Here is a 25,442-nt window from a genome sequence, read left to right as displayed (position 1 = left end):
AGCCCCACGCGGCGAGGGTCAGCACTCCTCCTCGGACTGCTCGGTGACGACCCACCGCGTGCCCTGCGGCACCATGACGGCGGTCCCGCAGTCGCCGCCGTCGTAGACGACGGACAGCACCGTCGCGTCGGCGCGCTCCTCGCGGACGCCGACCTCGACCTCCGGCACGTCGCCCACGGCCGCGTAGAGACCGGCGGTGGTCGTGGTCATCGACGCGCAGTCCGTGATGCCCGGCCACCCCTGTGCCGTCATCTCGGCGACCATCCGGTCGACGAGCTCCGGTGCGAGGTAGCCGCACGCGACCTCGACGTCGGGCGCGCGGCTCGCGGCCAGCCACGCGCGGAACGACTCCTCGGGCGTCTCGACCTGCCCCTGGGGAGCCTCCTCGGCGCTCGCGGTCTCCGTCGCGGTCGCGGCGTCGTCGGGCGTCCCGGTCGTCGCGTCCGGTGCGGGGGCGGACGTCGCGGAGGTGGGGGAGCCGGGGCTCGTGCCCGACGGCGCGGGAGCCGCGCACGCGGCGGTCGCGGCCAGGGCGAGGACGGGCAGGAGGGCTCGGACGGCTCCGGGGCGTGTGTGCACGGCCCCATGATGCCGTGCGCCTCGCACCGCGGTCGGCCCGTCTCGGGCCTGCCCGGCCGGGCGGGCGTCCGTGCCGCGGCGCGTCCGGCGCGTCCCGCCGCGCCCCGCGCCGGTGCCGTTCCTAGAGTGGGGTCATGACTGGGCACACCTCGGGGTCCGACGCCGGACCCGACCTCAAGCCGCGCTCCCGCCAGGTCACCGACGGCCTGGAGGCGACGGCGTCGCGCGGCATGCTGCGCGCCGTCGGCATGGGCGACGAGGACTTCGCCAAGCCGCAGATCGGCATCGCGAGCTCGTGGAACGAGATCACGCCGTGCAACCTGTCGCTCGACCGGCTCGCGCAGGGCGCGAAGGAGGGCGTGCACGCGGGCGGCGGGTACCCGCTGCAGTTCGGGACGATCTCCGTCTCCGACGGCATCTCCATGGGCCACGAGGGGATGCACTTCTCGCTCGTGAGCCGCGACATCATCGCGGACTCGGTCGAGACGGTCGTCCAGGCGGAGCGCCTCGACGGGACGGTCCTCCTCGCCGGGTGCGACAAGTCCCTGCCGGGGATGCTCATGGCGGCCGCGCGGCTGGACCTGGCGAGCGTGTTCCTGTACGCGGGCTCGATCATGCCCGGCTGGGTCAAGCTCTCCGACGGCACGGAGAAGGACGTCACGCTCATCGACGCGTTCGAGGCGGTCGGCGCGTGCGCGCGCGGGCTCATGAGCCGCGAGGACGTGGACCGCATCGAGCGCGCCATCTGCCCCGGCGAGGGCGCGTGCGGCGGCATGTACACGGCCAACACGATGGCGTCGGTCGCGGAGGCGATGGGCATGTCGCTGCCCGGCTCGGCGGCGCCGCCGTCGGCGGACCGACGCCGGGACGCGTTCGCGCACCGCTCGGGCGAGGCCGTCGTCAACCTGCTGCGGCTCGGCATCACGGCGCGCGACATCATGACGAAGGAGGCGTTCGAGAACGCGATCGCCGTCGTCATGGCGTTCGGCGGGTCCACCAACGCGGTGCTGCACCTGCTCGCCATCGCGCACGAGGCCGAGGTCGACCTCACGCTCGCCGACTTCGACCGCGTCGCGAGCCGCGTGCCGCACCTCGGAGACCTCAAGCCGTTCGGGCGCTACGTGATGAACGACGTCGACCGCATCGGCGGCGTGCCCGTCGTCATGAAGGCCCTGCTCGACGCCGGCCTGCTGCACGGCGACGCGCTCACCGTGACGGGCCGCACGGTCGCGGAGAACCTCGCCGAGATCGACCCGCCAGACCCGGACGGCAAGATCCTGCGCGCGCTCGACGACCCGATCCACCACACCGGGGGCATCACGATCCTGCACGGGTCGCTCGCACCCGAGGGCGCCGTCGTGAAGTCCGCCGGGTTCGACGAGGACGTGTTCGAGGGCACCGCGCGCGTCTTCGAGCGCGAGCGCGCGGCGCTCGACGCCCTGGAGGACGGCACGATCACCGACGGGGACGTCGTCGTCATCCGGTACGAGGGGCCGAAGGGCGGCCCGGGGATGCGCGAGATGCTCGCCATCACAGGCGCGATCAAGGGCGCGGGGCTCGGCAAGACGGTCCTGCTGCTCACGGACGGCCGCTTCTCCGGCGGGACGACCGGCCTGTGCGTGGGGCACGTCGCGCCCGAGGCGGTCGACGGGGGCCCCATCGCGTTCGTGCGCGACGGCGACCCGATCCGGCTCGACGTCGCGAACAAGACGCTCGACCTGCTCGTCGACGCCGACACGCTCGCCGCGCGCCGCGACGGGTGGGCGCCGCTGCCCCCGACGTTCACGCGCGGGGTGCTCGCGAAGTACGCCAAGCTCGTCCAGTCGGCGTCGCGCGGCGCGATCCTCGAGTGACCGCGGAGCGCGCGGGCGTCGGAGGCGCGCACTAGCGTGGTGTCGCACCTCGCCGCAGCGACGCACCCCGGAGGACGGCCATGACCCAGACGGCGGACGACCGCATCACCGCGCGCCAGTTCCACGACAGCGACGGCGTCGAGGACTGGCGGTTCATCCTGAGGACCGTGCAGACGCTGTTCCGCACGGGGTCGTTCACCGCGGGGGTGGAGCTGGTCGACGCGATCGGCGAGCTCGCCGAGGCGGCGAACCACCACCCCGACGTCGACCTGCGGTACGGGTCGGTGACGGTCCGGCTGACCTCGCACGACGTCGGGGGCGTCAGCGAGCGCGACGTGGCCCTCGCCCGGCAGATCTCCGCGGCGGCACGCGAGCTCGACCTCGTCGCGGACCCGACGGCGGTGCAGGACCTCGAGATCGCGGTCGACACCCTCGTCGGGACGGCGGTGCAGCCGTTCTGGCGCGCGGTTCTCGGGTTCGACGAGGGCGCCCCGGAGCTGCCCGCGCCCGAGCTCCGCGACCCGAGCGGGCGCGCCCCGGCGTTCTGGTTCCAGCAGATGGATGCGCCGCGCGAGCAGCGCAACCGCATCCACGTGGACGTGACGGTCCCGCACGACGTCGCGGAGGCGCGCGTCACCGCCGCCATCGCCGCGGGCGGGCACCTCGTGTCCGACCGTCGCGCGCCCGCGTTCTGGGTCCTGGCCGACGCCGAGGGCAACGAGGCGTGCGTGTGCACCTGGCAGGCGCGCGACTGACGCGAGCCGTCGCTCCCGGCCCGACGGCGGCGTGGCCCCCGGCCGGAGGTCAGGCGCGCGCGACGACCAGCTCGTCGTAGCCGGGCACCAGGACCCGCCGCTTGGCGCGGCGCGAGACGACGCGCAGGGGTGCGCCGTCGTCGAACAGCGCGTGCAGGAGCGCGGCGATCTCGGCGCGGGCGAGCGCGGCGCCGAGGCACAGGTGGCGCCCCGCGCCGAACCAGAGCTGGCGCGTCTCGCGCACGTACGGGCGGTCGGCGCGGAACGGGCCGGCCGCCGCGTTCGCCGCCCACGTGAGGATCATGACGCGCTCCTCGGCCCGCAGGGTGCGGCTCGCGACCTCGACGTCGGCCGACACGCCCCGGCCGATCACCGACGCCGGGCTCGTCACGCGCAGACCCTCGCGCACGGCGTTCTCGACGGCGTCCGGCTCCCCGGCGGCCCGCTCGACGGGGTGGGCGCGCTCGTCGGCCAGGAGCCGGAGCAGGCGGTGCTGCTCGCCCGTGTCGATCAGGAGCGCCGTGGTGCGGGCCATCGCGGACGCCGACGTCTCGGTGCCCGCGACCATGAGCAGGCTCGCGAGCCCCGTCGTCTCCTCCAGCCCGAGGCCGAGCTCGCGGCACCGGCCGAGCAGGCGGTCGGCCGGCGCGTGCCGCCACCCGTCCGGGACGCCCTGGGTCAGCTCGGCGACGATCTCCCGCGCCGCGGCGACCTGGCCCGGCGCGAGGTACGTCGAGCCGGCGCTGCCGAGCGCGATCGACGCGAGCCGCTCGCCCGTCGCGAAGGCCGCGAGCGCGTCGTCGTCCGTCGGGACGGCCTCCGGCGTCACGCCGGTGCCGGCGCCCGCCGCTGAGCCCGCCGCTGAGCCCCGTCCTGAGCCCGCCCCGGTGGCCGCCGGGGACGGGATGCCGAGCAGCGAGATCATCATCCGGCCGACGAGCACGCGCGCGAGCCGGCCGACGTCGACCGACCCGCCCGCGGCGAGCGTGCGGCGCGCGTCGTCGAGCGCGAGCGACCACGCGCCGTCGACCAGCGCCGCGGCGCTCGCCTCGGTGAAGAGCTCGCGCGAGCGGGTGCGCAGGTCGTGGTGGCCGGGCCCGTCGAACAGGTCGAGGACCCAGTCGCCGAGGATCTGGGCCCACAGGTGCCCGACCCCGCCCTCGCCGACGATCGTGAAGTGCCGGTGGTCGGTGAGGATGCGGCGACCCACGGTCGGGTCGGCCGTCACCCACCCGAGGCCCGGGACCCGGCGCAGCCCTCCGCCCGGACGCGGCCCGGTGAGCGCGCCGCCCACGAGCAGCACGCCGGCCATCGCGGGGCGCGCGGCGGTGAGGACCTGCAGCTCGTGCCGGGTCGTGGGCAGGGCGCGACGTCGTTCGCGGGCGGGCACGGGGCCGGTCGTGGTCGCAGTCACGGGGTCAGTGTGGCGCACCGGGGAGGCCACGGGGCGGCCGCGCCGCCGTCCGGGGATGGGCACTTCACCCCATCGGAACCTGTGGACGACCGCCGTCCGAGGGGGTCTGCTTGGCTACTGTGTCGCGCGTGCCAGAGAACCCACCCCGCCCGGTCGCCCCCGGGTCCGCTCCCGTGCGTCCCGCGGCGGTGATCGCCGCCGTCGGGGTCCACCTGCCCGAGCGCGTGGTCGACGTGCGCGAGGCGGAGCGCGCGCTCGCGGCGCGCAACCCGGGCGCGGCGCCGCGCGTGCCGATGGTCTCGCGCCTCACGGGCGTGCGGCAGGTCCACGTGCTCCCCGACGACTGGGACGCCTCCGACCTCGCCGTCGCGGCCGCGGAGAAGCTGCTGGCGACCCAGGGCCTCGCGCCCGACGACGTCGACCTGCTGCTCTTCGCGTCGGCGAGCCAGGACATGGTCGAGCCCGCGACGAGCCACATCGTCGCCGCGAAGCTCGGGGTCCGGGCGCCCGTCATGGACGTCAAGAACGCGTGCAACTCCGTGCTCAACGCCATCGAGGTCGCCGAGGCGCTCGTCGCGACGGGCCGGTACGGCACCGTGCTCGTCGCGTGCGGGGAGGCGCCGTCGCGCGCCGTGCGCTGGGACGTCCCCGACCGCGCGACCTACCTGCTCTCCGCCCCGGGCTACACCATGTCCGACGCCGGGGCCGCCGTCCTCGTGCGCCGCGCCACCGCGGCGGAGGCCGACGCGCGCGACGGCTCCGGCGCCCCCGCGCCACGCGGGATCCTCGCGAGCGCGTTCGGCGCCGAGTCGACGCACTGGGACGTCGGCATGCTCCCCGGGGGCGGCACCGCGCACCCCCGCGACCTCGAGCGCACCTACTTCGAGATCGACGGGTCGCGGCTCCGGGACGCGTTCCTCGCGCTCGGGCCGGGGGTCGTCCTCGACGCGCTCGGCCGTGCGGGGCTCACGTGGGACGACGTCGCGCTCGTCGCCGTGCACCAGGTCGCCGTCGCCTACCTCGACGACGTGCACGCCGCGCTCGGCCTGCCGACCGGCCGCACGCTCGTCACCGTCGCCGACCACGGCAACGTCGCCTCCGCGACGCTCCCGCTCCAGCTCGCGACCGCGCTTGAGACGGGTCGGGTCGAGCCGGGCGACGTCGTCGTGCTCGTCGGCCTCGCGGGCGGCATCAGCATCGGCGCGACGGTGGTGCGGCTGTGACGCGCGCGCAGGGTCCGGCCGAGGCGCGCTGGCGCACGGATCGCGTACGGAGCGCGCTCGACGGGACCAACCCGACCCTCCTCGCCCGGCTCGACGCGGCCTTCGCCGTCGTCGGCGACGTCCAGTTCCTTCCCGGGTACTGCGTCGCCCTCACGGACACCCCCGGTGTCGACAGGTTGAGCGACCTGCCGCGTCCCCGCCGTCGGCGGTTCCTCGCGGACACCGAGCTGCTCGCCGAGGCCGTCGAGATCGTGTGCGCCGGGCGCGACACCGCGTTCCTCCGCGTCAACATCGAGATCCTGGGCAACAGGGACGCCTTCCTCCATGCGCACGTGTGGCCGCGGTACGCGTGGGAGCCGGCCGAGGTGGTCGTCCGCCCGGTCTGGGACCACCCGTCGGCACGGTGGGACGACCCGGACACGGCACTGGGCCCGCAGCACGACGAGTTGCGTCGTCAGCTGGCGACGGAGCTGGGACGGTTGCGCGCGCTCGACGGGGGTGACTCGTGAGCACCCGGCGGTTCACGCGAGGAGTGGCGAGCACGCAGCGGCTCGCCGTCGTGGTGCCCGCGCGCGACGAGGCGCACGGGATCGTCGCGACGCTGGAGGCGCTGCGCGACCAGCAGGACACGGACTTCGACCTCGTCGTCGTGGACAACGGGTCGTCGGACGGCACGGGCGACCTGGTGCGCGCGACCGCGGCGGCGTGGGGCATGACGCGGTGGCGCGTCGTCGACGAGCCGCAGAAGGGCACGGGCGCGGCGGCCGACACGGGGATGCGGGCGGCGATCGCGCAGGGCGCGACCCACCTCGCCCGCACCGACGCCGACTGCCTGCCGCTGCCCGACTGGACCCGACGCGTGCGGGCTGCGTTCGCGAGCGGGCACGACCTCGTCGCGGGACGGCTCGTGCCGCGTACCGACGACCGCCCGGTCTCGCGCGTCCAGCAGGGCGTGCTCTCCGCGGCGGTGAGCGTCGCGAGCACGTTCGGGCGCTTCCGCCCCGGCAACCAGGACCCGTCCTACCTCGGGCCCTACGTCATGGCGCCGGGCTGCAACATGGCGATCACCGCGGCGCTGTACGAGGCGGCGGGCGGGTTCCCGCGCACCGCGATCGAGGACGTCCACGAGGACCGGGCGCTCGTCAACGCGGTGCGCCGTCACACGCGGCGGTACGGCGCGCACCGCGACGTCGTCGTGCGGGCCTCCACGCGCCGGGCGCACGCGTGGGGCCTCGTCCGCACACTCGGCTGGTATGCCGACCACCGCTACCGGCCCGAGCTCGTGGACATCCGATGACCGGCACGGCGCTGGCCGCGCCCGCCGGGCTCGCCGCGGCGATGCGTTGGGAGGAGAGGGTCCAGCGCGGGGCGCACCCGCTCGTCTACCCGGCGATCCGGGCCCTGCGGCACCGCGGCCCGGTCGTGCGCGTCCCCGGGATCGGGGTGGTCGTGTCCGACGCCGCGACGGCGCGCGCCGTGCTGCTCGACAGCGAGCACTTCTCCAAGGTGGGCCCGGGGTCGCCGTCGGACCTGTGGACGCCCGTGCTCGGCCCGTCCGTGCTCCTCAACATGGAGGGGGCCGACCACGCGCGCCTGCGCCGGGCGCTGTCGGGTCTCTTCACGCCCCGAGCGGTGCGCGACCTCGTCGCGGTGAGCGTGCCCGACGTCCTCGCGGGCCTCGCTCCGCGGCTGCTCGCGGGCGAACGAGTCGACCTCGTGGCGGAGACGGCGACCATGGCCGGGACGGTCGTCTGCGCGATGACCGGGCTGCCCCCGACGGACGCCGCCGTCCGCGAGGCGATGACGGCCGCGCAGTCCGTGGTCGGGCTCGTGCGCCTGCACCGGCGCAGCCTCACCGCCGGCCAGGTGCGGCACGCGCGCGCCGTCCTCGCACGGCTGTCCGCACCGGCGCGCGACGCGTACCGCGCGGGGGACCCCGCGACCGTCCCCGGGCGCATGCGCGAGCTCGGGCTCTCGGAGGACGAGGCATTGGGCGCCGTCGGCGCGTTCGTCCTCACGGGCACCGAGACCATCCAGTCGTTCGTGCCGCGCCTCGTCGCGCTCGCCGCCGACACCGGCTGGCTCGACCAGCTCCTCGCGGCCGACCCCGGCGCCGGGCCGGAGGCCGCCGCGCTGCGCGGCCGCGTCGTCGAGGAGGCGCTGCGCGTCACGGCACCGACCCCCGCGATGCTGCGCTCGGTGCGCGCCGACGCGACCGTGGGCGACGTCCGCGTCCGCGCGGGCGACCGGGTCGTGATCGCGACGATCTCCTGCTGCAAGGACGCCGGCCCCTTCGACCCGGACGCCCCCGTCGACCCGGCGGTGCGGCACCTGTGGTTCGGCGCCGGACCGCACTTCTGCCTCGGGATGCCGCTCGCAACGGCCCAGGTCGATGCCGTCCTGGACGCCCTGCGCCCGGTCGCCGCAGCGGGTCGGAGCCTCCAGGTCACCGACCGCGCCGTCGCCCGCGGGGTGCTCATCCCGGCGTACCGCTCGCTCGTCGTGCGGGCGGTCGGCGGCGAGGTGCGCGCGCCGGGTCCGGTCGCCGAGTCGGCCGCGTCGTCGGCGGGGGAGGCGGCGTGACCGTGCCCGACGCCGTCCCCCGCCACCTGCTCGCCCCGATCCTCGCCCGCGGGGCCGCCGGGCACGCGTCCGCCGACGCGGTCGCGCTCCGGCGCTGGACGCGGCCGGGCCGCCGCGGTGCGCGCGTGCGCGAGGAGGTCACGTACGCCGACCTCGCGCGGCGCGTCGAGGCGACCGCGACGGCGCTCGCGGCCGACGGCCTCGCGCCGGGCGACCGCGCCCTGTTCTCGGTGCGGCCCCGGCCGGAGGGCGTCGTGCTCGCGTTCGGGGTGGTCCGGGCGGGCGGGACCGTCGTCTTCGTCGACCCCGGCTCGACGCCGGAGCTCTTCGCCGCGCGCGTGGGTGCGGCCGGGCCGTCGCTAGCGACGACCGAGTCGCTCCTCTACGCCGTCTCGCGCGGGCCGCTGCGCCGTCTGGCCCGGTCGCGGGGCCTGCTCCTGCCCGACTACGCGAGCCTCCCGCTGCGGCACGTGCACGCCGGCCCGTGGCTCCCCGGGGTGCCGCGGGGCTCGCGCGCCGCCCGCCGCCTCGCCGCGAGCCCGGTCGACCGCGCGTCGCTGCCGCCGCTCGACCCGGACCGTGAGGCGCTCACCGTCTTCACGTCCGGCACGACGGCGCAGCCGAAGGCCGTCGTGCACACGGCCGGGTCGCTGCTCGCCGGATGCGACCTTCTGCGCGACGTGTTCGAGCTCTCCCCGGGCGACGTCGTGCACACCGACCAGATGCTGCTCGGCGTCCCGGCGCTGCTCGCGGGTGCCACCTGGTCCGTGCCGGCCGACCCGCCGAGCCGCGACATCACGACCTTCGCGCGCCAGCTCGACGGCGCCGCAGGCACGTACCTCGTGCCCGCGGACGTCACGGCGCTGCTCGACGCGATCGAGGCCGGGGCGGTGCCCGCGCACGGGCCGCGCGTCGCGCTCGTCGGCGGCGCTCCCGTGACCCGCGCGCTCCTGGAGCGCGCGACGCGCGTGCTGCCCGGCACGCGGTGGGTCGCGGTGTACGGGATGACGGAGATCCTGCCGGTCGCGGTGGTCGAGGCCCGCGAGAAGCTCGCGTACGGGGGCGACGGCGACCTCGTCGGCGTCCCGCTGCCCGGCACGGTCGCGCGGCTCGACCCGGTCGAGGACGAGGAACCCGAGGACGGCCGCGACGACGTCGTCGGGGAGCTCGTGCTGTCCGGGCCGTCGCTCATGGCGGGCTACCTGCACGACCTCGACGCCCCCGCCCGGGGCGCAGGCGAACGGGCCGCGGAGCACCGCACCGGCGACCTCGCGCGCCTCGACGACGCGGGGCGGCTCGTCCTCGTCGGCCGCACGCGGGACATGATCATCCGCGGCACGACGAACATCTACCCCGGCCTCTACGAGCCGCGCGTCGCGGCGCTCGACGGCGTCGGCGAGGCGCTGCTCGTGGGGGTGCCCCAGGTGGACGGCGACGAGCGGGTCGCGCTCGTCGTCACCTCGGCGTCGGAAGACTCTCGGCCGGACGCGGGCGCCGGGACCGATCCTCGGCCCGACGCCGGTGCGGCGGTGCATCTGGACCCGCACCACCCGCTCGTGGACCGGGTGCGCGCCGCGCTGCCGAGCGTTCTCGACCACGACGCGCTGCCCGACGTCGTGCTGCACGCCGACCGCGTGCCGCTCGCCGGTCGCTCGCGCAAGCCCGACCGGGCCGCGCTCTCGCGCGCCGCCGCGCAGTTGGTGGCCGCCGCGCCGCTCGGGAGCGCCGCGCCGACCGTGCCCGCCGCTCCGGCCGGACCCGTCGAGCCGGTGGTAGCCGCCGCGTCGACCGCCGTCGGCCGAGACACCCCCGGCACCCGCGCGTGAGGGTTGTCGTCACCGGGGCGTCGGGGTTCGTCGGGGGAGCGGTCGCGCGCGGGCTGGTCGCCGACGGCCATGAGGTCTGGACGTCCTCCCGCCGCGACCCGGCGGTCGACGGCGCCCGGCACCTCCCCTGGGACCTCACCACCGGTCCGCTCGCCGACCCGCCCCCGGTGGACGCCGTCGTGCACGCGGGCGCCGCCGTGTCCGACTGGTGCGCGCTCGACGTCGCGCGCGCCACGAACGTCGCCGGGACGCTCGCGGTCCGCGACACGTTCCCCGGCGCGCGGTTCGTGCACGTCTCGTCCGGCAGCGTGTACGACCCGTACCGCCCGAGCGTCCGCGCCCGCGAGCACGAGGCGCCGGTCGCCCGGTACCTCGACGCCTACGGCTCGACGAAGGCGGAGGCCGAGCGCGCGCTGGCCCGCGACGTCGCGCGCCACCCCGACCGAGGCGCTGTCGTCGTGCTGCGCCCGCACGCCGTCTACGGGCCGGGCGACACGACGCTCCTGCCGCGCGTCGAGGCCGCCGTACGGCGCGGACGCCTCGTCCTGCCGGGCGGCGGGCGCGTGCTCCAGTCCCTGACCCACGTGGACACGCTGCTCGCCGCGGTGCGCGCCGCCGTCGTGCTGCCCGACGAGACGGTCCGGGCGCAATGCGGCGGGGGAGGGCCCTCCCCGGGGTGGCTCGTCGCGAACGTCGCCGACGCCGAGCCGGTGGTGCTGCGCGACGCGCTCGTCGACGCGCTGCGCCGCCGCGGTACCGCCGTGCGGGTCGTCGCCGTCCCGGTGCGCCCCGCCTGGGCGCTCGCGGGCGCGGTCGAGACGGTCGCCCGGCGGCTGCGCCGCCCCGAGCCGCCACGCCTGACCCGGTACGCGCTGAGCCACCTCGCGATGGAACGCACCTACGACCTCGCGGTCCTGCGCGACGTGCTGGGCGTCGACCCGGCTCTCACGAGCTTCGTCGGGGCCGAGCGGTGGTAGCGGCGAAAGCCCTGGGTATCGTGACGCCGACCCGCTAGGTTGCCCGGGTGGAGACCGGGACCGACCTCGCGCGGCGCTACTACGACGAGGTCGTCGGGCCGATCCTGCTCGGCCGCTGGCCCGGGCTGCCGCACGCGGCGGGACGCCTCGGGAGCGGGTCCGACGTCCTCGGGCTCGACGACGCGACGTCGCGCGACCACGACTGGGGTCTGCGCCTGACGTTGCTGGTCGACGAGCCGATGGTCGACGAGGTCGACGCGCTGCTCGGCGCGGCGCTGCCCGACACGTTCGCCGGGCACCCGACCCGGTTCCCGACCACGTGGAGCCCGCACGGTCCGCACCAGGTCGAGGTCGCGTCGCCGTCGGGCTTCGTCACGTCGCGCCTCGGCGTCGACGCGACGTGACCGCTCGCCGTCGACGACTGGCTCACGCTCACCGGTCAGGCGGTCCTCGAGGTGACGGCCGGGCCGGTGTTCGTGGACACCGGCGGCCAGGTCACCGCGGCGCGCGAGCGCCTCGCCTGGTATCCCGACGACCTGTGGCGGTACGCGGTCGCCGTCGACTGGGCGCGGATCGGGCAGGAGCTGCCGTTCGTCGGCCGGACGGCGGAGCGCGGCGACGACCTCGGGTCGCGCGTCGTCGCCGCCCGGCTCGTGCGCGCAGCGATGCACCTCGGCTTCCTGCTCGAGCGGCACTGGACGCCGTACGCGAAGTGGTTCGGGACGACGTTCGCCGCGCTCCCGCGTGCCGCCGCCGCCGCGCCCGACCTCGCGGAGGCGCTCGCGGCCGACGACTGGCGGGCGCGCGAGGCGGCGCTGTGCCGAGGGCTGGAGACCCTGCACGACCTCCAGGGCGAGGTGGGCCTCCCGACCGTGACCGACGTCGTCGTCCCGTTCTTCGACCGGCCCTTCCGGGGGCTCGGGCCGGTGGCCGACGTGGTGACGTCCGCGATCCAGGACCCGGTGGTGCAGGCGCTGCCACCGGGCGTCGGGACCGTCGAGCAGTGGGTCGACGACGTCGACGTCCTCACGGACCCCGCCCGTCGCGTCGCCGCGGCGCGCGGCGTCGGGCAGGCTGGGACCAGGACCCCCTGACCTGAGAGGAAGCCGTGCGATGACCTCGTCCGCACCCACCCCGGACCCCCTGCCCCGCGGCGGGTGGCCCGGCGCCGAGACGCCCGGTGACGCCCCCTGGTGGACGCGCTCGGTCGTCTACCAGGTGTACCCGCGCTCGTTCCAGGACACCGACGGCGACGGCATCGGGGACCTCCCGGGGATCACGCGACGCCTCGACCACCTGGAGCGCCTGGGCGTCGACGTCGTGTGGCTGTCCCCGGTGTACCGGTCGCCGCAGGCGGACAACGGCTACGACATCAGCGACTACGAGGACGTCGACCCGCTGTTCGGGTCGCTCGCGGACCTCGACGCCCTGATCGAGGGGCTGCACGCGCGCGGGATGAAGCTCGTCATGGACCTCGTCGTCAACCACACGAGCGACGAGCACCCGTGGTTCGTCGAGTCGCGCTCGTCGGCGCAGAGCCCGCGGCGCGACTGGTACTGGTGGCGGCCCGCGCGCGAGGGCATGGAGCCCGGCGCCCCGGGCGCCGAGCCGACGAACTGGCGCTCGTTCTTCGGGGGCAGCGCGTGGCGGTTCGACGAGGCCTCGGGCGAGTACTACCTGCACCTGTTCGACACCAAGCAGCCGGACCTCAACTGGGAGAACCCCGACGTCCGCGAGGCGGTCTACGCGATGATGCGGCGGTGGCTCGACCGCGGGGTCGACGGCTTCCGCATGGACGTCATCAACCTCATCTCCAAGGACGTCGCGCCCGACGGCTCGCTGCCCGACGGCGAGGTGCACTGGGGCACGTACGGGGACGGGAGCCCGCACTACACGGACGGCCCGCGCGTGCACGAGTTCCTCGCCGAGATGCACCGCGAGGTGTTCGCGCCCTACCTCGCCCGGGGCCGGGAGATCCTCACGGTGGGGGAGACGCCGGGCGTGACGGTCGAGCACGGCGTGCGGTACACCGACCCGGACCGTCGCGAGGTCGACATGGTGTTCCAGTTCGAGCACATGGGCATCGACCACGGCGCGACCCGCTACGACCCGGTCCGGTGGGACCTCGCCGACCTCAAGGCGACCCTCGGCCGGTGGCAGGCGGGCCTCGCCCACCGGGGCTGGAACGCCCTCTACTGGGACAACCACGACCAGCCGCGCGTCGTCTCGCGGTTCGGCGACGACTCCCCGGAGCACCGCGTCGCCTCGGCGAAGGCGCTCGCCCTCCTGCTGCACCTGCACCGCGGCACGCCCTACGTCTACCAGGGCGAGGAGCTCGCCATGACGAACGCGCCGTTCACGCGGATCGAGCAGTACCAGGACGTCGAGTCGCTCGGGTACTTCCGCGAACTCACCGGTCGCACGGGCGCCCCGCGCCTGCGGACCGACGGGGAGATGCTCGCCGTGCTCGCGCACGCGAGCCGCGACCACGCCCGCACGCCCGTGCAGTGGGACGCGAGCGCGAACGCCGGCTTCACGACGGGGACGCCGTGGCTCGAGGTCAACCCGAACCACACGACGATCAACGCGGAGGCCGCCTGGGCCGACGAGGACTCCGTGCTGCACTTCTACCGGCGGCTCGTCGCGCTGCGCCGGGAGGAGCCGGTCGTCGCGCTCGGCGACTTCCGCATGCTGCTGCCCGACCACGAGGCGGTCTACGCGTTCACGCGCGCCCTCGACGCGCCCGGGCCCGACGGCACGACCGTCCGGGACGAGCTGCTCGTGCTCGTCAACGTCGGTGGCGTGCCGCAGGACGTCCCGGCCGGGACGCTCACGGGCTGGGAGGAGGCGTCGGTCCTCGTGACCACGCACCCCGGGCGGGCCGACGACGGCACCCGGCCGGGCGCCGTCGGGCACCTGGAGCCGTGGGAGGGACGGGTGCTCCGGCGCACCGGGCCGCGCCCCGCACGTCCCAGTGCGTGAGACGGCCGCCTCGACACGTGACATCACCGGGACATGGGCGTACAGTCCCAGACGTGCAGACGATCCTCCTTGTAGTACTTCCTGAGCGCGCCGGCTGAGGCCACGCCACCAGGCTTCGTCAGCGCGCTCACCCCTCGTCCAGCCCGGCATCCCGGGTCCGAGGGGTTTTTTGTTGCCACCACAACGCCATCAGCACGGCAGACAGACCGCGGCAGGCCTACCCGGCCACCGCGAGCGCCGCACCCGCGAGACCCGCGAGGACCGGCACCCGCACACCGCGACCAGCACGACCGCACCACCACGGTCGGCTCCGGCTCCCGGCGGAGCGCCCCACGGGGCGCCCGCCGGGCCGAGGCCACGACACGCAGGAGACACCATGGCCCAGGGTCCCACCCCGGCACCTCCGCGACAGGGCGCCCCGGCGCCCGCCGCCGCGGCGCCGAAGCCCGCCCCGACACCCGCGTCGGTCGCCCCGCGCGGCGACGTCCGGCGCGCAGCCACGGCTCGCCCGGCCGGCGCCTCGAACGGCGCCCCGACGGGCGAGGAGATGACGGGCGCGCAGTCGATCGTCCGCTCGCTCGAGGAGGCCGGTGCCGAGGTCGTCTTCGGCATCCCGGGTGGTGCGATCCTCCCGACGTACGACCCGCTCATGGACTCCCAGCGCCTGCGCCACATCCTCGTGCGCCACGAGCAGGGCGGCGGCCACGCGGCGCAGGGCTACGCCCACGCGACCGGCCGCGTCGGCGTCACCATGGCGACGTCGGGCCCGGGCGCGACGAACCTCGTCACCCCGATCGCCGACGCGAACATGGACTCGATCCCGCTCGTCGCGATCACCGGCCAGGTCGCCGAGTCGATGATCGGCACCGACGGCTTCCAGGAGGCGGACATCGTCGGCATCACGATGCCGATCACCAAGCACTCCTACCTGGTCACCGACCCGGACGACATCCCGCGCACCATCGCCGAGGCGTTCCACATCGCCTCGACCGGCCGCCCGGGCCCGGTGCTCGTCGACATCGCGAAGTCGGCGATGCAGTCCCGCACCACGTTCTCCTGGCCGCAGGACGTGCAGCTCCCGGGCTACCACCCGGTGACGAAGCCGCACAGCAAGCAGATCAAGGAGGCCGCGCGCCTGCTCGCGACGGCCCGGCGCCCGGTCCTGTACGTGGGCGGCGGCGTGATCCGCGCGAACGCGTCGGCCGAGCTGCGCCGCCTCGTCGACCTGTCGGGCGCGCCCGTCGTGACGACGCTCATGGCCCGCGGCGCGGTGCCCGACACGCACCCCCAGAACCTCGGTATGCCCGGCATGCACGGCACCGTCCCGGCCGTGGCGGCGCTGCAGAAGGCCGACCTCGTCGTGTCGCTCGGCGCCCGCTTCGACGATCGCGTCACCGGCGCGCTGTCGAGCTTCGCCCCGCACGCGCAGGTGGTGCACGCCGACATCGACCCCGCGGAGATCGGCAAGAACCGTGACGTGGACGTGCCGATCGTCGGCGACCTCAAGGAGGTCATCACCGACCTGCTGCCGGAGCTCGAGCGTGAGCACGAGGCCAAGGGCAAGCCGGACGTCGAGGCCTGGTGGCGCCAGATCGACGACTGGCGCGAGACGTACCCGCTCGGCTACACGGAGCCCGACGACGGCCACCTCGCCCCGCAGCACGTCATCTCCCGCCTGGGCGAGATCTCGGGCCCCGAGTCGATCTACGTCGCGGGCGTCGGGCAGCACCAGATGTGGGCGGCCCAGTTCATCCGCTACGAGCACCCGCGGACGTGGCTCAACTCCGGCGGCCTCGGCACCATGGGCTTCTCGATCCCGGCGGCCATGGGCGCGAAGGTCGGCCGCCCCGACGCCACGGTGTGGGCGATCGACGGCGACGGCTGCTTCCAGATGACCAACCAGGAGCTCGCCACCTGCACGATCAACGAGATCCCCATCAAGGTCGCGCTGATCAACAACAGCTCGCTCGGCATGGTGCGCCAGTGGCAGACGCTGTTCTACGACCAGCGCTACTCGAACACGGACCTGCACACCGGCCACGGCACGGCGCGCGTGCCCGACTTCGTCAAGCTCGCCGACGCGTACGGGTGCGAGGGCATCCGCGTCGAGTCGATGGGCGAGGTGGACGCCGCGATCAAGCGCGCGATGGAGATCGACGACCGCCCGGTCGTCATCGACTTCAACGTCTCGCGCGACGCGATGGTGTGGCCGATGGTCGCCGCCGGCGTGAGCAACGACGACATCCAGTACGCGCGGGGCATCTCGCCCGCCTGGGACCGGGAGGACTGAGCGAAATGCAGCGGAGGTTGAGGGCCGCAGCGAAGCAAGGCACTCGGCTGCAGCGCAATGCAGCCTCGATCCGACCCCTGTCCCTGGAGGACTGACCGATGTCCCGCCACACCCTCTCCGTGCTCGTCGAGAACAAGCCCGGCGTGCTGACGCGCGTCGCGGGCCTGTTCGCCCGCCGTGCCTTCAACATCCACTCCCTCGCCGTCGGCCCCACCGAGCACGAGGAGATCTCGCGCATCACCGTGGTCGTCGAGGTGGAGGAGCGCCCGCTCGAGCAGGTGACGAAGCAGCTCAACAAGCTGGTCAACGTCATCAAGATCGTCGAGCTCGACTCGTCCGCGTCGGTGCAGCGCGAGCTCCTGCTCGTCAAGGTGCGTGCCGACGGCGCCCACCGCACCGGCGTCCTCGAGGTCGTCAACCTGTTCCGCGCGAAGGTGGTCGACGTCGTCCCCGACGCCGTGACCATCGAGGCGACGGGCACGGGGGAGAAGCTCGACGCGCTGCTCGGGGCCCTCGAGCCCTACGGCGTGCGCGAGATCGTGAAGTCGGGGACCGTCGCCGTCGGGCGCGGTTCCCGCTCCATCACGGACCGTGCGCTGGAACGAGTCGTCCGCTCCGCCTGACCATCGCCTACCCTCGCACCGAGACCCCCGTGGGCGTCGGCGCGCACCGGTCGCCGTTCCGCGCGACACCGCAACAGACCCCTGCACCGCAACGAAGAACCGAGGAGATCCATCGTGGCTGAGCTGTTCTACGACGACGACGCCGACCTGTCCATCATCCAGAGCAAGAAGGTCGCGATCGTCGGCTACGGGAGCCAGGGCCACGCGCACGCCCAGAACCTGCGCGACTCGGGCGTCGAGGTCGTCGTCGCCCTGCGCGAGGGCTCCAAGTCCGTCGCGAAGGCCCAGGACGAGGGCTTCGAGGTCAAGTCCGTGGCGGACGCCGCCGCGTGGGCCGACCTGATCATGATCCTCGCGCCGGACCAGCACCAGCGCTCGATCTACAACGACGAGATCAAGCCGAACCTCGCCACGGGCAAGACGCTCGCGTTCGCGCACGGGTTCAACATCCGCTTCGGCTACATCGAGGCCCCCGAGGGCGTCGACGTCATCCTCGTCGCCCCGAAGGCGCCGGGCCACACGGTGCGCCGCGAGTTCGTCGCGGGCCGTGGCATCCCGGACATCATCGCCGTCGAGAAGGACGCGTCGGGCCAGGCCTGGGACGTCGCGCTGTCGTACGCGAAGGCGATCGGCGGCACCCGCGCGGGCGTCATCAAGACGACGTTCACCGAGGAGACCGAGACCGACCTGTTCGGCGAGCAGGCCGTGCTCTGCGGCGGTGTGTCGCAGCTCGTCCAGTACGGCTTCGAGACGCTGACCGAGGCCGGCTACCAGCCGGAGATCGCGTACTTCGAGGTGCTGCACGAGCTCAAGCTCATCGTCGACCTCATGTGGGAGGGCGGCATCGCCAAGCAGCGCTGGTCCGTCTCCGACACCGCCGAGTACGGCGACTACGTCTCCGGCCCGCGCGTCATCGACGCCCGCGTCAAGGAGAACATGCAGGGCGTCCTCGCCGACATCCAGTCGGGCGCGTTCGCCAAGCGCTTCATCGACGACCAGGACGCCGGCGCGCCGGAGTTCACGGCACTCCGCGAGAAGGCCGCGCAGCACCCGATCGAGAAGGTCGGCAAGGAGCTGCGGTCGCTGTTCGCGTGGAAGCAGCAGGACGCCGACTACACCGAGGGCAGCGCCGCGCGCTGACCACTCCGCTCCACCGGGGGTGGGTGACCGACTCGCGCGTTCCGTGCGAGGGGTCGCCCACCCCTTCGTCGTCCCACCGGTCGCCGTCGCGACCGGCCGGTGAGCGGTGCGGGTGGTGCGCGGCCCCGTGCGCCAGGATGGGGGGCATGACCCGACAGGCGGACGAGGGAGACCCGGTGACGGACGACGTGACGGTGGACGAGCGGGCGGCGGAGATCCTGGCGTTCTGGGAGCTGGCGCGGCCCAGCGCGGGCATGGCGCGGCTCGGCGTCGTCACGGGCACCACGGTGTCCGAGAGCGTGCCGCCTCCCGCGTGGTCGTTCGGGGACAACCCGGCGCTGGCGGACGACCTGCTCATGGCGGTGCTCACGGGGGAGAAGACGGCGACGTCGTCGGCCCTGTGGGAGTACGAGGAGACGGGCGAGGCGGTGCCGCGCGTCGGTGAGCTGTCGATCCTGCTCGACGGCGCGGGCCACCCGCGCGCGCTGATCCGCACGACGTCGGTCGAGGTGGTCGCGTTCGAGGACGTCGACGCGGACTTCGCGCACGCGGAGGGTGAGGACGACCGGTCGCTGGAGTCGTGGCGCGTCGAGCACGAGAAGTACTTCCGTCGCGTCCTGTCGCGCGAGTTCGCGCGGGACATGCCGCTGGTGTGCGAGCGGTTCGAGCTGCGCTACCCGCGCTGAGCGCGGCGAGGATGAGCGGTGGTCGGCCGTGCCACGGTCGGCCGGCCACCGCTCGCGAGGTAGGTGAAGAGGACTACCCCGGGACGGAGGGCGCGACGACCGGGTGGTCCGGTCGTCCCGCGGCGGCGAGCAGGAGGGTGCGCACGTCCTCGGCGACGACGGAGCGCGCGCCGCGCAGGACGGCGAGCTCGGGGACGGCGCTCGCGACGACCGCTCCCGTCCGCTGGTCGGTGCCGCGCAGGACGGCGGCGGTCGCCTCGGCGAGCGGCGCGCCGCACGCGACGCCCGTGGGCCCGCCGAGCACGACGGCGTCGGGCTCGAGGATGGCGACGACGGGCTGGAGGACGATCGCGACGCGGAGCGCGAGGTCCTGCACGAGGTCGTGCACCGCGGTGCTGTCGCGGTGCGCGGCGAGGGCGGCGACGGCGTCGCCGTAGGAGGAGCCCTCCTCGGTGATGCCGGGGACCCCCGCGCGGGCGCAGAGCTCGACGAGGCGGAGACCGCCGACGAGGTCCTGCACGTTGACCGAGTCGTCGATGCCGGCGGCGGGCACGGGGAGGTAGCCGATCTCACCGGCGCCACCCGCGGTGCCGTGGTGCACGCGGCCCTCGAGCCACGCGCCCATGCCGATGCCCTCGCCCAGCCACAGCAGCGCGAAGCTCTCCTCGTCGCGGCCGGCGTCGCGCTCGGCGATCGCGGCGAGGTTGACGTCGTTCTCGACGTGGACGTCGATGCCGAGCGCGTCCTCGAGGTGTGCGCGCAGCCCGCGACGCGGCCAGCCGGGGAGCTCTCCGACGAGGGCGATGTCGCCGGTGCGCGGCGCGACGGCGGCCTGCACGCCGACGACCGCGGTCGCGACACGGGAGACGGGGATGCCGGCGTCGGCGCAGGCCTCGTCGCGCGCGGCGAGGACATCGGCGGCCGCCGAGCGCTCGGGACCGGCGGCGACGGTCGTCTCGCCGAGCGTGCGGCCGAGCGCGTCGACGACGCTGGCGCGCACCCCGCCGGGCACGACGTCGAGCGCGAGTCCCACGACGACGTCCGTCCGGGCGGCGTACTGCGTGGCCTGGGGGCCGCGCGCCCCCTGCACGGAGCCCGTGGGCTCGATGAGCCCCGACTGCTCGAGCCGTGCGACGATCTGCGAGGCGGTCGGTCGCGAGACGCCGGTGCGGTCACCGATCTGGGACCGGGTCAGCGGCCCGACGTCGAGGAGGAGCTCCAGGGCCGCGCGGTCGTTGATGGTGCGCAGGAGCCCCGGGGTACCGGGGACCCTCGACGTGGCGGGCGCGGTCATGGTCGGTCCTTCGACGGGCTTTAGGAAAGTTTACTAATAGTGGACCGCCTGAGCGCGGAACGCAACTCGACGCCCGTCCGAGACGTGAGACCACCGTCCCGAAGGGTGGCGGCGCGGCGTAGGCTCGCCGACATGACGCGCACCATTGATCTGGCAGTCGTGGCCGGCGACGGCATCGGGACCGAGGTCGTCGAGCAGGGGCTCGCCGTGCTCGAGGCCGCCGTGGCCGGCTCGGACGTGAAGGTCTCCACGACGCCGTTCGACCTGGGTGCGCGCCGCTGGCACGCCACGGGGGAGACGCTCACCGACGCGGACCTCGACGCGATCCGCGGGCACGACGCGATCCTCCTGGGCGCGATCGGCGACCCGAGCGTCCCGTCCGGCGTCCTCGAGCGCGGCCTGCTGCTCAAGCTGCGCTTCGCGCTCGACCACTACGTCAACCTCCGCCCGGGCAAGCTGTACCCGGGCGTCACGTCGCCGCTCGCCGACCCTGGCGAGATCGACTTCGTCGTCGTGCGCGAGGGCACCGAGGGCCCGTACGTCGGCAACGGCGGCTCGCTGCGCACCGGCACGCCGCACGAGATCGCGACCGAGGTCTCCCTCAACACGGCGTTCGGCGTCGAGCGGGTCGTGCGCGACGCGTTCGCCCGCGCCCAGGCGCGTCCGCGCAAGCACCTCACGCTCGTGCACAAGCACAACGTCCTCGTGCACGCGGGTCACCTGTGGCGCCGCACGGTGGAGGCCGTCAACGCGGAGTTCCCCGACGTCACGACCGACTACCTGCACGTCGACGCCGCGACGATCTTCCTCACGACGAAGCCCTCGCGCTTCGACGTGATCGTCACCGACAACCTGTTCGGCGACATCCTCACCGACCAGGCCGCCGCGATCACGGGCGGGATCGGCCTCGCCGCGTCCGCGAACATCAACCCCGACCGCACCGCGCCGTCGATGTTCGAGCCCGTGCACGGCTCGGCACCGGACATCGCCGGGCAGGGCAAGGCCGACCCGACCGCCACGGTGCTGTCGGTCGCGCTGCTCCTCGACCACCTGGGCCTCGGCGACGAGGCGCAGCGCGTCGAGGCGGCCGTCGCCGCCGACCTCGCCGAGCGGGGGAGCCGAGTACGCTCGACGGCCGAGGTGGGCCGCGAGCTCGCCGCTCGCGTCGCCGGCTGACACGCCGTCACGGGCCCCTCGCAGGCCCGGGCACCGGTTCGCCGCAGTCCCCGCACCTCGGTCGTCATCGCCCCAGGACCGGATCCCTCCCGTTCTGACCCGGTGGCGCCCCGCGTCGTCGTGCCCTCGCGCGGATCCCCGCACGAGCCGCACCGGCGTGGAAAACTAGGCGGAGACCACCCGGGTCGCCAGGTGAAAGGCCTCATGATGAGCACCCTCGCAGCGCAGCACCAGCCGTCCTCCTCGGCGGAGGACCTCGTCGCCCTGTTCGACGTCCGCCCCACGGACTCCCCGACGCCGCCCGCCGAGCGCGAGGCCGCCATCGCGGCCCCGAAGTTCGGCACCGTCTTCACGGACCACATGGCGCGGATCAGCTGGAACTCGACCGACGGGTGGGTCGACCGCCGCGTCGAGAGGTACGGCCCGCTCCTCCTGGACCCGGCGACCGCCGTCCTGCACTACGCGCAGGAGATCTTCGAGGGCATGAAGGCGTACCGCCACGCCGACGGGTCGGTGTGGACGTTCCGGCCCGAGGCCAACGCCGCGCGCTTCGCCCGCTCGGCGCACCGCCTCGCGCTGCCCGCGCTGTCGGTGGACGACTTCGTCGGCTCGATCACCGCGCTCGTGCGCACGGACGTGGACTGGGTCCCGTCGGGCGAGGAGGCGAGCCTCTACCTGCGCCCGTTCATGTACGCCTCGGAGGCGTTCCTCGGCGTGCGCCCGTCGCTCGAGGCGGAGTACCTCGTCATCGCGTCGCCCGTCGGCCCGTACTTCTCGGGCGGCGTGAAGCCCGTGTCCATCTGGGTGGACCGCGAGTACAGCCGCGCCGGCGCGGGCGGCACCGGCGACGCGAAGTGCGGCGGCAACTACGCCTCGAGCCTGCTCCCGCAGGTGGTCGCGCAGCAGCACGGGTGCGAGCAGGTGTGCTTCCTCGACTCCGCGACGCGCACGTTCCTCGAGGAGCTCGGCGGCATGAACGTGTTCGTCGTCAAGGCGGACGGCTCGGTCGAGACGCCGGAGCTCAGCGGCTCGATCCTCGAGGGCGTGACGCGCTCGTCGATCATCCGCCTCCTCACCGACCGCGGGCACGAGGTCGTCGAGCGCCGCATCCCGCTGACCGACGTCCTCGCCGGGATCCGGGACGGCTCCGTGACGGAGGTCTTCGCGTGCGGCACGGCCGCCGTGATCACGCCGATCGGCCGGCTCGCCGGCTCGGACTTCGACCACACGATCGGCACCGGCGAGGCGGGCTCGCTGACCATGACGATCCGCACCGAGCTCACGGACATCCAGACCGGTCGCGCCGCCGACCGCCACGGCTGGCTGCGCCGGCTCGCCTGAGCGTCGGCTCGCCCGAGCCGGCCGGCACGACACGGGGCGCCCCTCCCGCGGGAGGGGCGCCCCGTCGTCGTCCGGCGTGCGGCGCGGCTGGTGCGCCCGGGTGATCCAGGTCAGACGACGGGCGCGGGCCGCGCGACGATCGTCCGCCCCGCGACGCCCGCGAGCAGCGACCATACCGCGACGCCGATGAGCAGGTTGATGAGCCCGGACAGCGCCGCCGCGGTGACGTCGCTCGACCACGCGAACGGCAGGACGGCGATCGCCACCACGACGAGCGCCATGATCCAGCCGAAGAACGCGCGCGGCCGGGGCGTGCTGAGGATGAGCAGGTGCAGCACCCCGGCGGCGAGCAGCGCGAGGATCGCGCCGTCGATCGCCCACGCCGCCTGGCGCGACCCCGTGGCGAAGAGGTCGGGCGGCGGGACGAGGGTGATCGCGAAGATGCGCTCGAAGATGATCACGCCGAGCAGCCCGATGAGGGCGGCGACGAGCGCGGTCGCGGCGGCGCCCGCCCAGAACCGGCCGGCCTCGACCGTGAGGCGCGGGTCCGCCGGGCTCACCGGGGTGCGGGGCTCGGGGAACTGGGCCTGCGGGTCCGTCGGGCGGATCGCCGGGGGAGGGGACTGCGGGGGGACCGGCGGCTGGCCGTAGCGCCGCGTCGGAGGGTTCTGCGGGTCGTAACCGCCCGGGGTCGGGTCGCTCATCGTCACTCCTCGCTCGGTCGCCGTCGCGCCGACGGGCGGCGGGCGGCTCAGTGGATGGACGCTCTGGTCCATCCTGGCGGAACCTGTGGCACCATGTGCCCTGTGACACACCTCGTCTCCCAGCTCATTATCGAGTAGCGCGCCCGGTAGCACCCACCGGACGCGCAGACCTCCCGCACCCTCGGGGGGTTTTTTTGTTGCTGGGCACCACCTCCGCCCGGCGGCACGGACGCCGGGCCCACCGCCTCACGAGGGCCCCCGCCCGGCGTCGGGAGACGCACCGCAGGGGCGGGCGCAGCGACGCCCGCGACACGACGAACGGCAGGAAGAGGCACCATGACCTCGGCGACGACCCCCGTGACCGGCCCCCACGAGCCCCGGGTCTTCCACGTCTACGACACGACCCTGCGCGACGGCGCGCAGCAGGAGGGCATGAACCTCTCCGTCGCCGACAAGCTCGCCATCGCCCCGCTGCTCGACGAGCTCGGCGTCGGCTTCATCGAGGGCGGCTGGCCGGGCGCCGTGCCCAAGGACACCGAGTTCTTCCGTCGCGCGGCGAAGGAGCTCGACCTGCGGCGGGCGGTGCTCGCGGCGTTCGGCGCGACGCGCAAGGCCGGGCTGCGCGCGTGGGACGACCCGCAGGTGCGGGCGCTCGTCGACTCCGAGGCGCCGGTGGTCACGCTGGTCGCGAAGTCCGACGTGCGGCACGTCGAGCGCGCGCTGCGCACGACGCCCGACGAGGGCCTCGCGATGATCACCGACACGGTGGCGTTCCTCGTGGGCGAGGGGCGCCGGGTCGTCGTCGACGCCGAGCACTTCTTCGACGGCTACCGGTACGACGCCGCGTTCACGCGCGCGGCCGTGCAGGCCGCGTTCGAGGCGGGCGCCGAGGTCGTCGCGCTGTGCGACACGAACGGCGGCATGCTCCCCACGTGGGTCGCCGATACCGTCGCGGAGCTGCGCGACGCCGTCGGGCTCCCGCACGGGCGCGACGCGCTGCCGGGGGACGCGCTGCTCGGGATGCACGCGCACAACGACTCGGGCTGCGCCGTCGCGAACACGCTCGCCGCCGTCGAGGCGGGCGCCGCGCACGTGCAGGGCACGGTGAACGGGTACGGGGAGCGCACGGGCAACGTCGACCTGCTCACGGTCGTGGCGAACCTCGAGCTCAAGCACGGGGTGCGCACGCTCACGGGCGAGGGCCTGGAGGAGGCGACGCGCATCTCGCACGCGATCAGCGAGATCACGAACATCTCCCCGTACGCGCGCCAGCCGTACGTGGGGGCGAGCGCGTTCGCGCACAAGGCGGGCCTGCACGCGAGCGCCATCAAGGTCGACCCGGACCTGTACCAGCACATCGACCCGACGGCGGTGGGCAACGACATCCGCATGCTCGTCTCCGACATGGCGGGCCGGGCGTCGATCGAGCTCAAGGGCCGCGAGCTCGGGTTCGACCTGTCGGGCCAGGGTGACCTCCTCACCCGCGTGACGAACCGCGTCAAGGACGACGAGGCGCGCGGCTACACGTACGAGGCCGCCGACGCGTCGTTCGAGCTGCTGCTGCGCGAGGAGATCGCGGGGGAGCGCCCGCCGTACTTCCGGGTCGAGAGCTGGCGCACGATCGTCGAGCGCGCCGGGTCGCGCGGCACCGAGGCGACGGCGGAGGCGACCGTCAAGCTCCACGCCGGGGGTGAGCGCATCGTCTCCACGGGCGAGGGAAACGGTCCCGTCAACGCGCTCGACCACGCGCTGCGGCTCGCGCTCGGGCGCGTCTACCCGGAGATCGAGGTGTTCGAGCTCATCGACTTCAAGGTGCGCATCCTCGACACCGAGCAGGGCACGGACGCCGTCACGCGCGTGCTCATCGAGACGACCGACGGCTCGACGTCGTGGTCGACGGTCGGCGTCGGGCCCAACCTCATCGAGGCGGCCTGGGAGGCGCTCACCGACTCGGCGATCTACGGGCTGGTCCACGCGGGCGTCGAGCCGCGCTGAG

The 25,442-nt window shown here is 74.7% G+C and carries 21 protein-coding genes and 1 pseudogene; 18 read left to right on the top strand and 4 right to left on the bottom strand.

Annotated features, from left to right (window positions below; genetic code table 11):
- Window positions 1-18: 18 nt before the first annotated feature.
- Window positions 19-579 carry a hypothetical protein gene (locus tag HKK73_RS12905; protein ID WP_171468154.1) on the bottom strand — a complete coding sequence of 187 codons (561 nt, stop codon included), beginning with the start codon at window positions 577-579 and terminating at the stop codon, window positions 19-21.
- Between the two features lie 134 nt (window positions 580-713).
- Between HKK73_RS12905 and ilvD the strand changes: the two genes are divergently transcribed.
- Window positions 714-2,432 (top strand): dihydroxy-acid dehydratase, encoded by a 1,719-nt coding sequence (gene ilvD / locus HKK73_RS12900; protein ID WP_021482630.1) that lies wholly within the window; start codon window positions 714-716, stop codon window positions 2,430-2,432.
- A gap of 80 nt (window positions 2,433-2,512) precedes the next feature.
- The gene (locus HKK73_RS12895; protein ID WP_043656695.1) at window positions 2,513-3,187 is read left to right on the top strand and encodes a 4a-hydroxytetrahydrobiopterin dehydratase; all 675 of its coding nucleotides are present in this window, start codon (window positions 2,513-2,515) and stop codon (window positions 3,185-3,187) included.
- A 49-nt stretch (window positions 3,188-3,236) separates the two neighbouring features.
- On the opposite strand, the gene HKK73_RS12890 is transcribed toward HKK73_RS12895, so the two are convergent.
- A complete protein-coding gene (locus HKK73_RS12890) occupies window positions 3,237-4,601 on the bottom strand; it encodes a cytochrome P450 (RefSeq protein WP_253705639.1) in 1,365 nt (454 codons plus the stop codon).
- A gap of 128 nt (window positions 4,602-4,729) precedes the next feature.
- Between HKK73_RS12890 and HKK73_RS12885 the strand changes: the two genes are divergently transcribed.
- The 13 genes and pseudogenes from HKK73_RS12885 (at window position 4,730) to HKK73_RS12830 (ending at window position 18,931) form a co-directional block, all read left to right on the top strand.
- On the top strand, window positions 4,730-5,824 hold the full coding sequence (locus HKK73_RS12885) for a 3-oxoacyl-ACP synthase III family protein (protein WP_253705638.1): 1,095 nt from the start codon (window positions 4,730-4,732) through the stop codon (window positions 5,822-5,824).
- On the top strand, window positions 5,821-6,333 hold the full coding sequence (locus tag HKK73_RS12880; protein WP_034652246.1) for a diadenosine tetraphosphate hydrolase: 513 nt from the start codon (window positions 5,821-5,823) through the stop codon (window positions 6,331-6,333). Before HKK73_RS12885 ends, HKK73_RS12880 begins: the two co-directional genes overlap by 4 nt.
- Complete coding sequence (locus HKK73_RS12875; RefSeq protein ID WP_253705637.1) at window positions 6,330-7,121, top strand: glycosyltransferase family 2 protein; 792 nt, start codon at window positions 6,330-6,332, stop codon at window positions 7,119-7,121. The genes HKK73_RS12880 and HKK73_RS12875 overlap by 4 nt, the downstream gene beginning before the upstream one ends.
- Complete coding sequence (locus HKK73_RS12870) at window positions 7,118-8,407, top strand: cytochrome P450 (protein ID WP_216607989.1); 1,290 nt, start codon at window positions 7,118-7,120, stop codon at window positions 8,405-8,407. Before HKK73_RS12875 ends, HKK73_RS12870 begins: the two co-directional genes overlap by 4 nt.
- A complete protein-coding gene (locus HKK73_RS12865; protein WP_216607988.1) occupies window positions 8,404-10,233 on the top strand; it encodes a class I adenylate-forming enzyme family protein in 1,830 nt (609 codons plus the stop codon). Before HKK73_RS12870 ends, HKK73_RS12865 begins: the two co-directional genes overlap by 4 nt.
- Entirely contained in the window at window positions 10,230-11,210 is a 981-nt protein-coding gene (locus HKK73_RS12860; protein WP_171468153.1) for an NAD(P)-dependent oxidoreductase, read from the top strand. Before HKK73_RS12865 ends, HKK73_RS12860 begins: the two co-directional genes overlap by 4 nt.
- A 47-nt stretch (window positions 11,211-11,257) precedes the next feature.
- Window positions 11,258-11,614 carry a hypothetical protein gene (locus HKK73_RS19150; RefSeq protein WP_253705636.1) on the top strand — a complete coding sequence of 119 codons (357 nt, stop codon included), beginning with the start codon at window positions 11,258-11,260 and terminating at the stop codon, window positions 11,612-11,614.
- 30 nt (window positions 11,615-11,644) lie between these two features.
- Window positions 11,645-12,304: pseudogene (locus HKK73_RS19145) on the top strand (DUF4037 domain-containing protein); the annotation flags it as partial.
- Between the two features lie 19 nt (window positions 12,305-12,323).
- Window positions 12,324-14,192: an alpha-glucosidase gene (locus HKK73_RS12850; RefSeq protein WP_171468152.1), complete on the top strand. Its 1,869-nt coding sequence runs from the start codon at window positions 12,324-12,326 to the stop codon at window positions 14,190-14,192.
- Window positions 14,193-14,568: 376 nt separating this feature from the next.
- Window positions 14,569-16,482, top strand: coding sequence for an acetolactate synthase large subunit (locus tag HKK73_RS12845; RefSeq protein ID WP_034654410.1), 1,914 nt, complete (start codon window positions 14,569-14,571; stop codon window positions 16,480-16,482).
- Between the two features lie 98 nt (window positions 16,483-16,580).
- Window positions 16,581-17,105 carry an acetolactate synthase small subunit gene (gene ilvN, locus HKK73_RS12840; RefSeq protein WP_171468151.1) on the top strand — a complete coding sequence of 175 codons (525 nt, stop codon included), beginning with the start codon at window positions 16,581-16,583 and terminating at the stop codon, window positions 17,103-17,105.
- 114 nt (window positions 17,106-17,219) lie between these two features.
- Window positions 17,220-18,245 (top strand): ketol-acid reductoisomerase, encoded by a 1,026-nt coding sequence (ilvC, locus tag HKK73_RS12835; RefSeq protein WP_021481959.1) that lies wholly within the window; start codon window positions 17,220-17,222, stop codon window positions 18,243-18,245.
- A gap of 146 nt (window positions 18,246-18,391) precedes the next feature.
- Window positions 18,392-18,931, top strand: a complete 540-nt coding sequence (locus HKK73_RS12830) for an ASCH domain-containing protein (protein WP_043654067.1) — start codon at window positions 18,392-18,394, stop codon at window positions 18,929-18,931.
- Window positions 18,932-19,004: 73 nt separating this feature from the next.
- Here the strand turns inward: HKK73_RS12830 and HKK73_RS12825 are convergent, their stop codons facing one another.
- Window positions 19,005-20,225, bottom strand: a complete 1,221-nt coding sequence (locus tag HKK73_RS12825; protein WP_051028086.1) for an ROK family transcriptional regulator — start codon at window positions 20,223-20,225, stop codon at window positions 19,005-19,007.
- A 132-nt stretch (window positions 20,226-20,357) separates the two neighbouring features.
- On the opposite strand from HKK73_RS12825, the gene HKK73_RS12820 reads away from it, so the two are divergent.
- Complete coding sequence (locus HKK73_RS12820) at window positions 20,358-21,401, top strand: 3-isopropylmalate dehydrogenase (protein ID WP_034654425.1); 1,044 nt, start codon at window positions 20,358-20,360, stop codon at window positions 21,399-21,401.
- Window positions 21,402-21,608: 207 nt separating this feature from the next.
- The gene (locus tag HKK73_RS12815) at window positions 21,609-22,742 is read left to right on the top strand and encodes a branched-chain amino acid aminotransferase (protein WP_034654423.1); all 1,134 of its coding nucleotides are present in this window, start codon (window positions 21,609-21,611) and stop codon (window positions 22,740-22,742) included.
- A gap of 110 nt (window positions 22,743-22,852) precedes the next feature.
- On the opposite strand, the gene HKK73_RS12810 is transcribed toward HKK73_RS12815, so the two are convergent.
- On the bottom strand, window positions 22,853-23,446 hold the full coding sequence (locus HKK73_RS12810) for a hypothetical protein (RefSeq protein ID WP_051028087.1): 594 nt from the start codon (window positions 23,444-23,446) through the stop codon (window positions 22,853-22,855).
- Window positions 23,447-23,782: 336 nt separating this feature from the next.
- Between HKK73_RS12810 and cimA the strand changes: the two genes are divergently transcribed.
- On the top strand, window positions 23,783-25,441 hold the full coding sequence (cimA, locus tag HKK73_RS12805; protein ID WP_171468150.1) for a citramalate synthase: 1,659 nt from the start codon (window positions 23,783-23,785) through the stop codon (window positions 25,439-25,441).
- Window position 25,442: the final 1 nt, after the last annotated feature.

It is taken from the genome of Cellulosimicrobium sp. 72-3 (assembly GCF_013127315.1).
Lineage (GTDB): Bacteria > Actinomycetota > Actinomycetes > Actinomycetales > Cellulomonadaceae > Cellulosimicrobium > Cellulosimicrobium funkei.
Note: the sequence above shows the minus strand (reverse complement) of the source record. Positions and strands in the feature narration are given on the sequence as shown.

What these genes read in the sequence shown, in the direction of transcription:
- HKK73_RS12895 (WP_043656695.1), top strand. Translation starts at nt 2,513, where the DNA reads ATGACCCAGACGGCGGACGACCGCATCACCGCGCGCCAGTTCCACGAC.
- ilvD (WP_021482630.1), top strand. Translation starts at nt 714, where the DNA reads ATGACTGGGCACACCTCGGGGTCCGACGCCGGACCCGACCTCAAGCCG.
- HKK73_RS12845 (WP_034654410.1), top strand. Translation starts at nt 14,569, where the DNA reads ATGGCCCAGGGTCCCACCCCGGCACCTCCGCGACAGGGCGCCCCGGCG.
- HKK73_RS12810 (WP_051028087.1), bottom strand. Translation starts at nt 23,446, where the DNA reads ATGAGCGACCCGACCCCGGGCGGTTACGACCCGCAGAACCCTCCGACG.
- cimA (WP_171468150.1), top strand. Translation starts at nt 23,783, where the DNA reads ATGACCTCGGCGACGACCCCCGTGACCGGCCCCCACGAGCCCCGGGTC.
- HKK73_RS12850 (WP_171468152.1), top strand. Translation starts at nt 12,324, where the DNA reads ATGACCTCGTCCGCACCCACCCCGGACCCCCTGCCCCGCGGCGGGTGG.
- HKK73_RS12820 (WP_034654425.1), top strand. Translation starts at nt 20,358, where the DNA reads ATGACGCGCACCATTGATCTGGCAGTCGTGGCCGGCGACGGCATCGGG.
- HKK73_RS12815 (WP_034654423.1), top strand. Translation starts at nt 21,609, where the DNA reads ATGAGCACCCTCGCAGCGCAGCACCAGCCGTCCTCCTCGGCGGAGGAC.
- HKK73_RS12825 (WP_051028086.1), bottom strand. Translation starts at nt 20,225, where the DNA reads ATGACCGCGCCCGCCACGTCGAGGGTCCCCGGTACCCCGGGGCTCCTG.
- HKK73_RS12870 (WP_216607989.1), top strand. Translation starts at nt 7,118, where the DNA reads ATGACCGGCACGGCGCTGGCCGCGCCCGCCGGGCTCGCCGCGGCGATG.
- ilvN (WP_171468151.1), top strand. Translation starts at nt 16,581, where the DNA reads ATGTCCCGCCACACCCTCTCCGTGCTCGTCGAGAACAAGCCCGGCGTG.
- HKK73_RS12830 (WP_043654067.1), top strand. Translation starts at nt 18,392, where the DNA reads ATGACCCGACAGGCGGACGAGGGAGACCCGGTGACGGACGACGTGACG.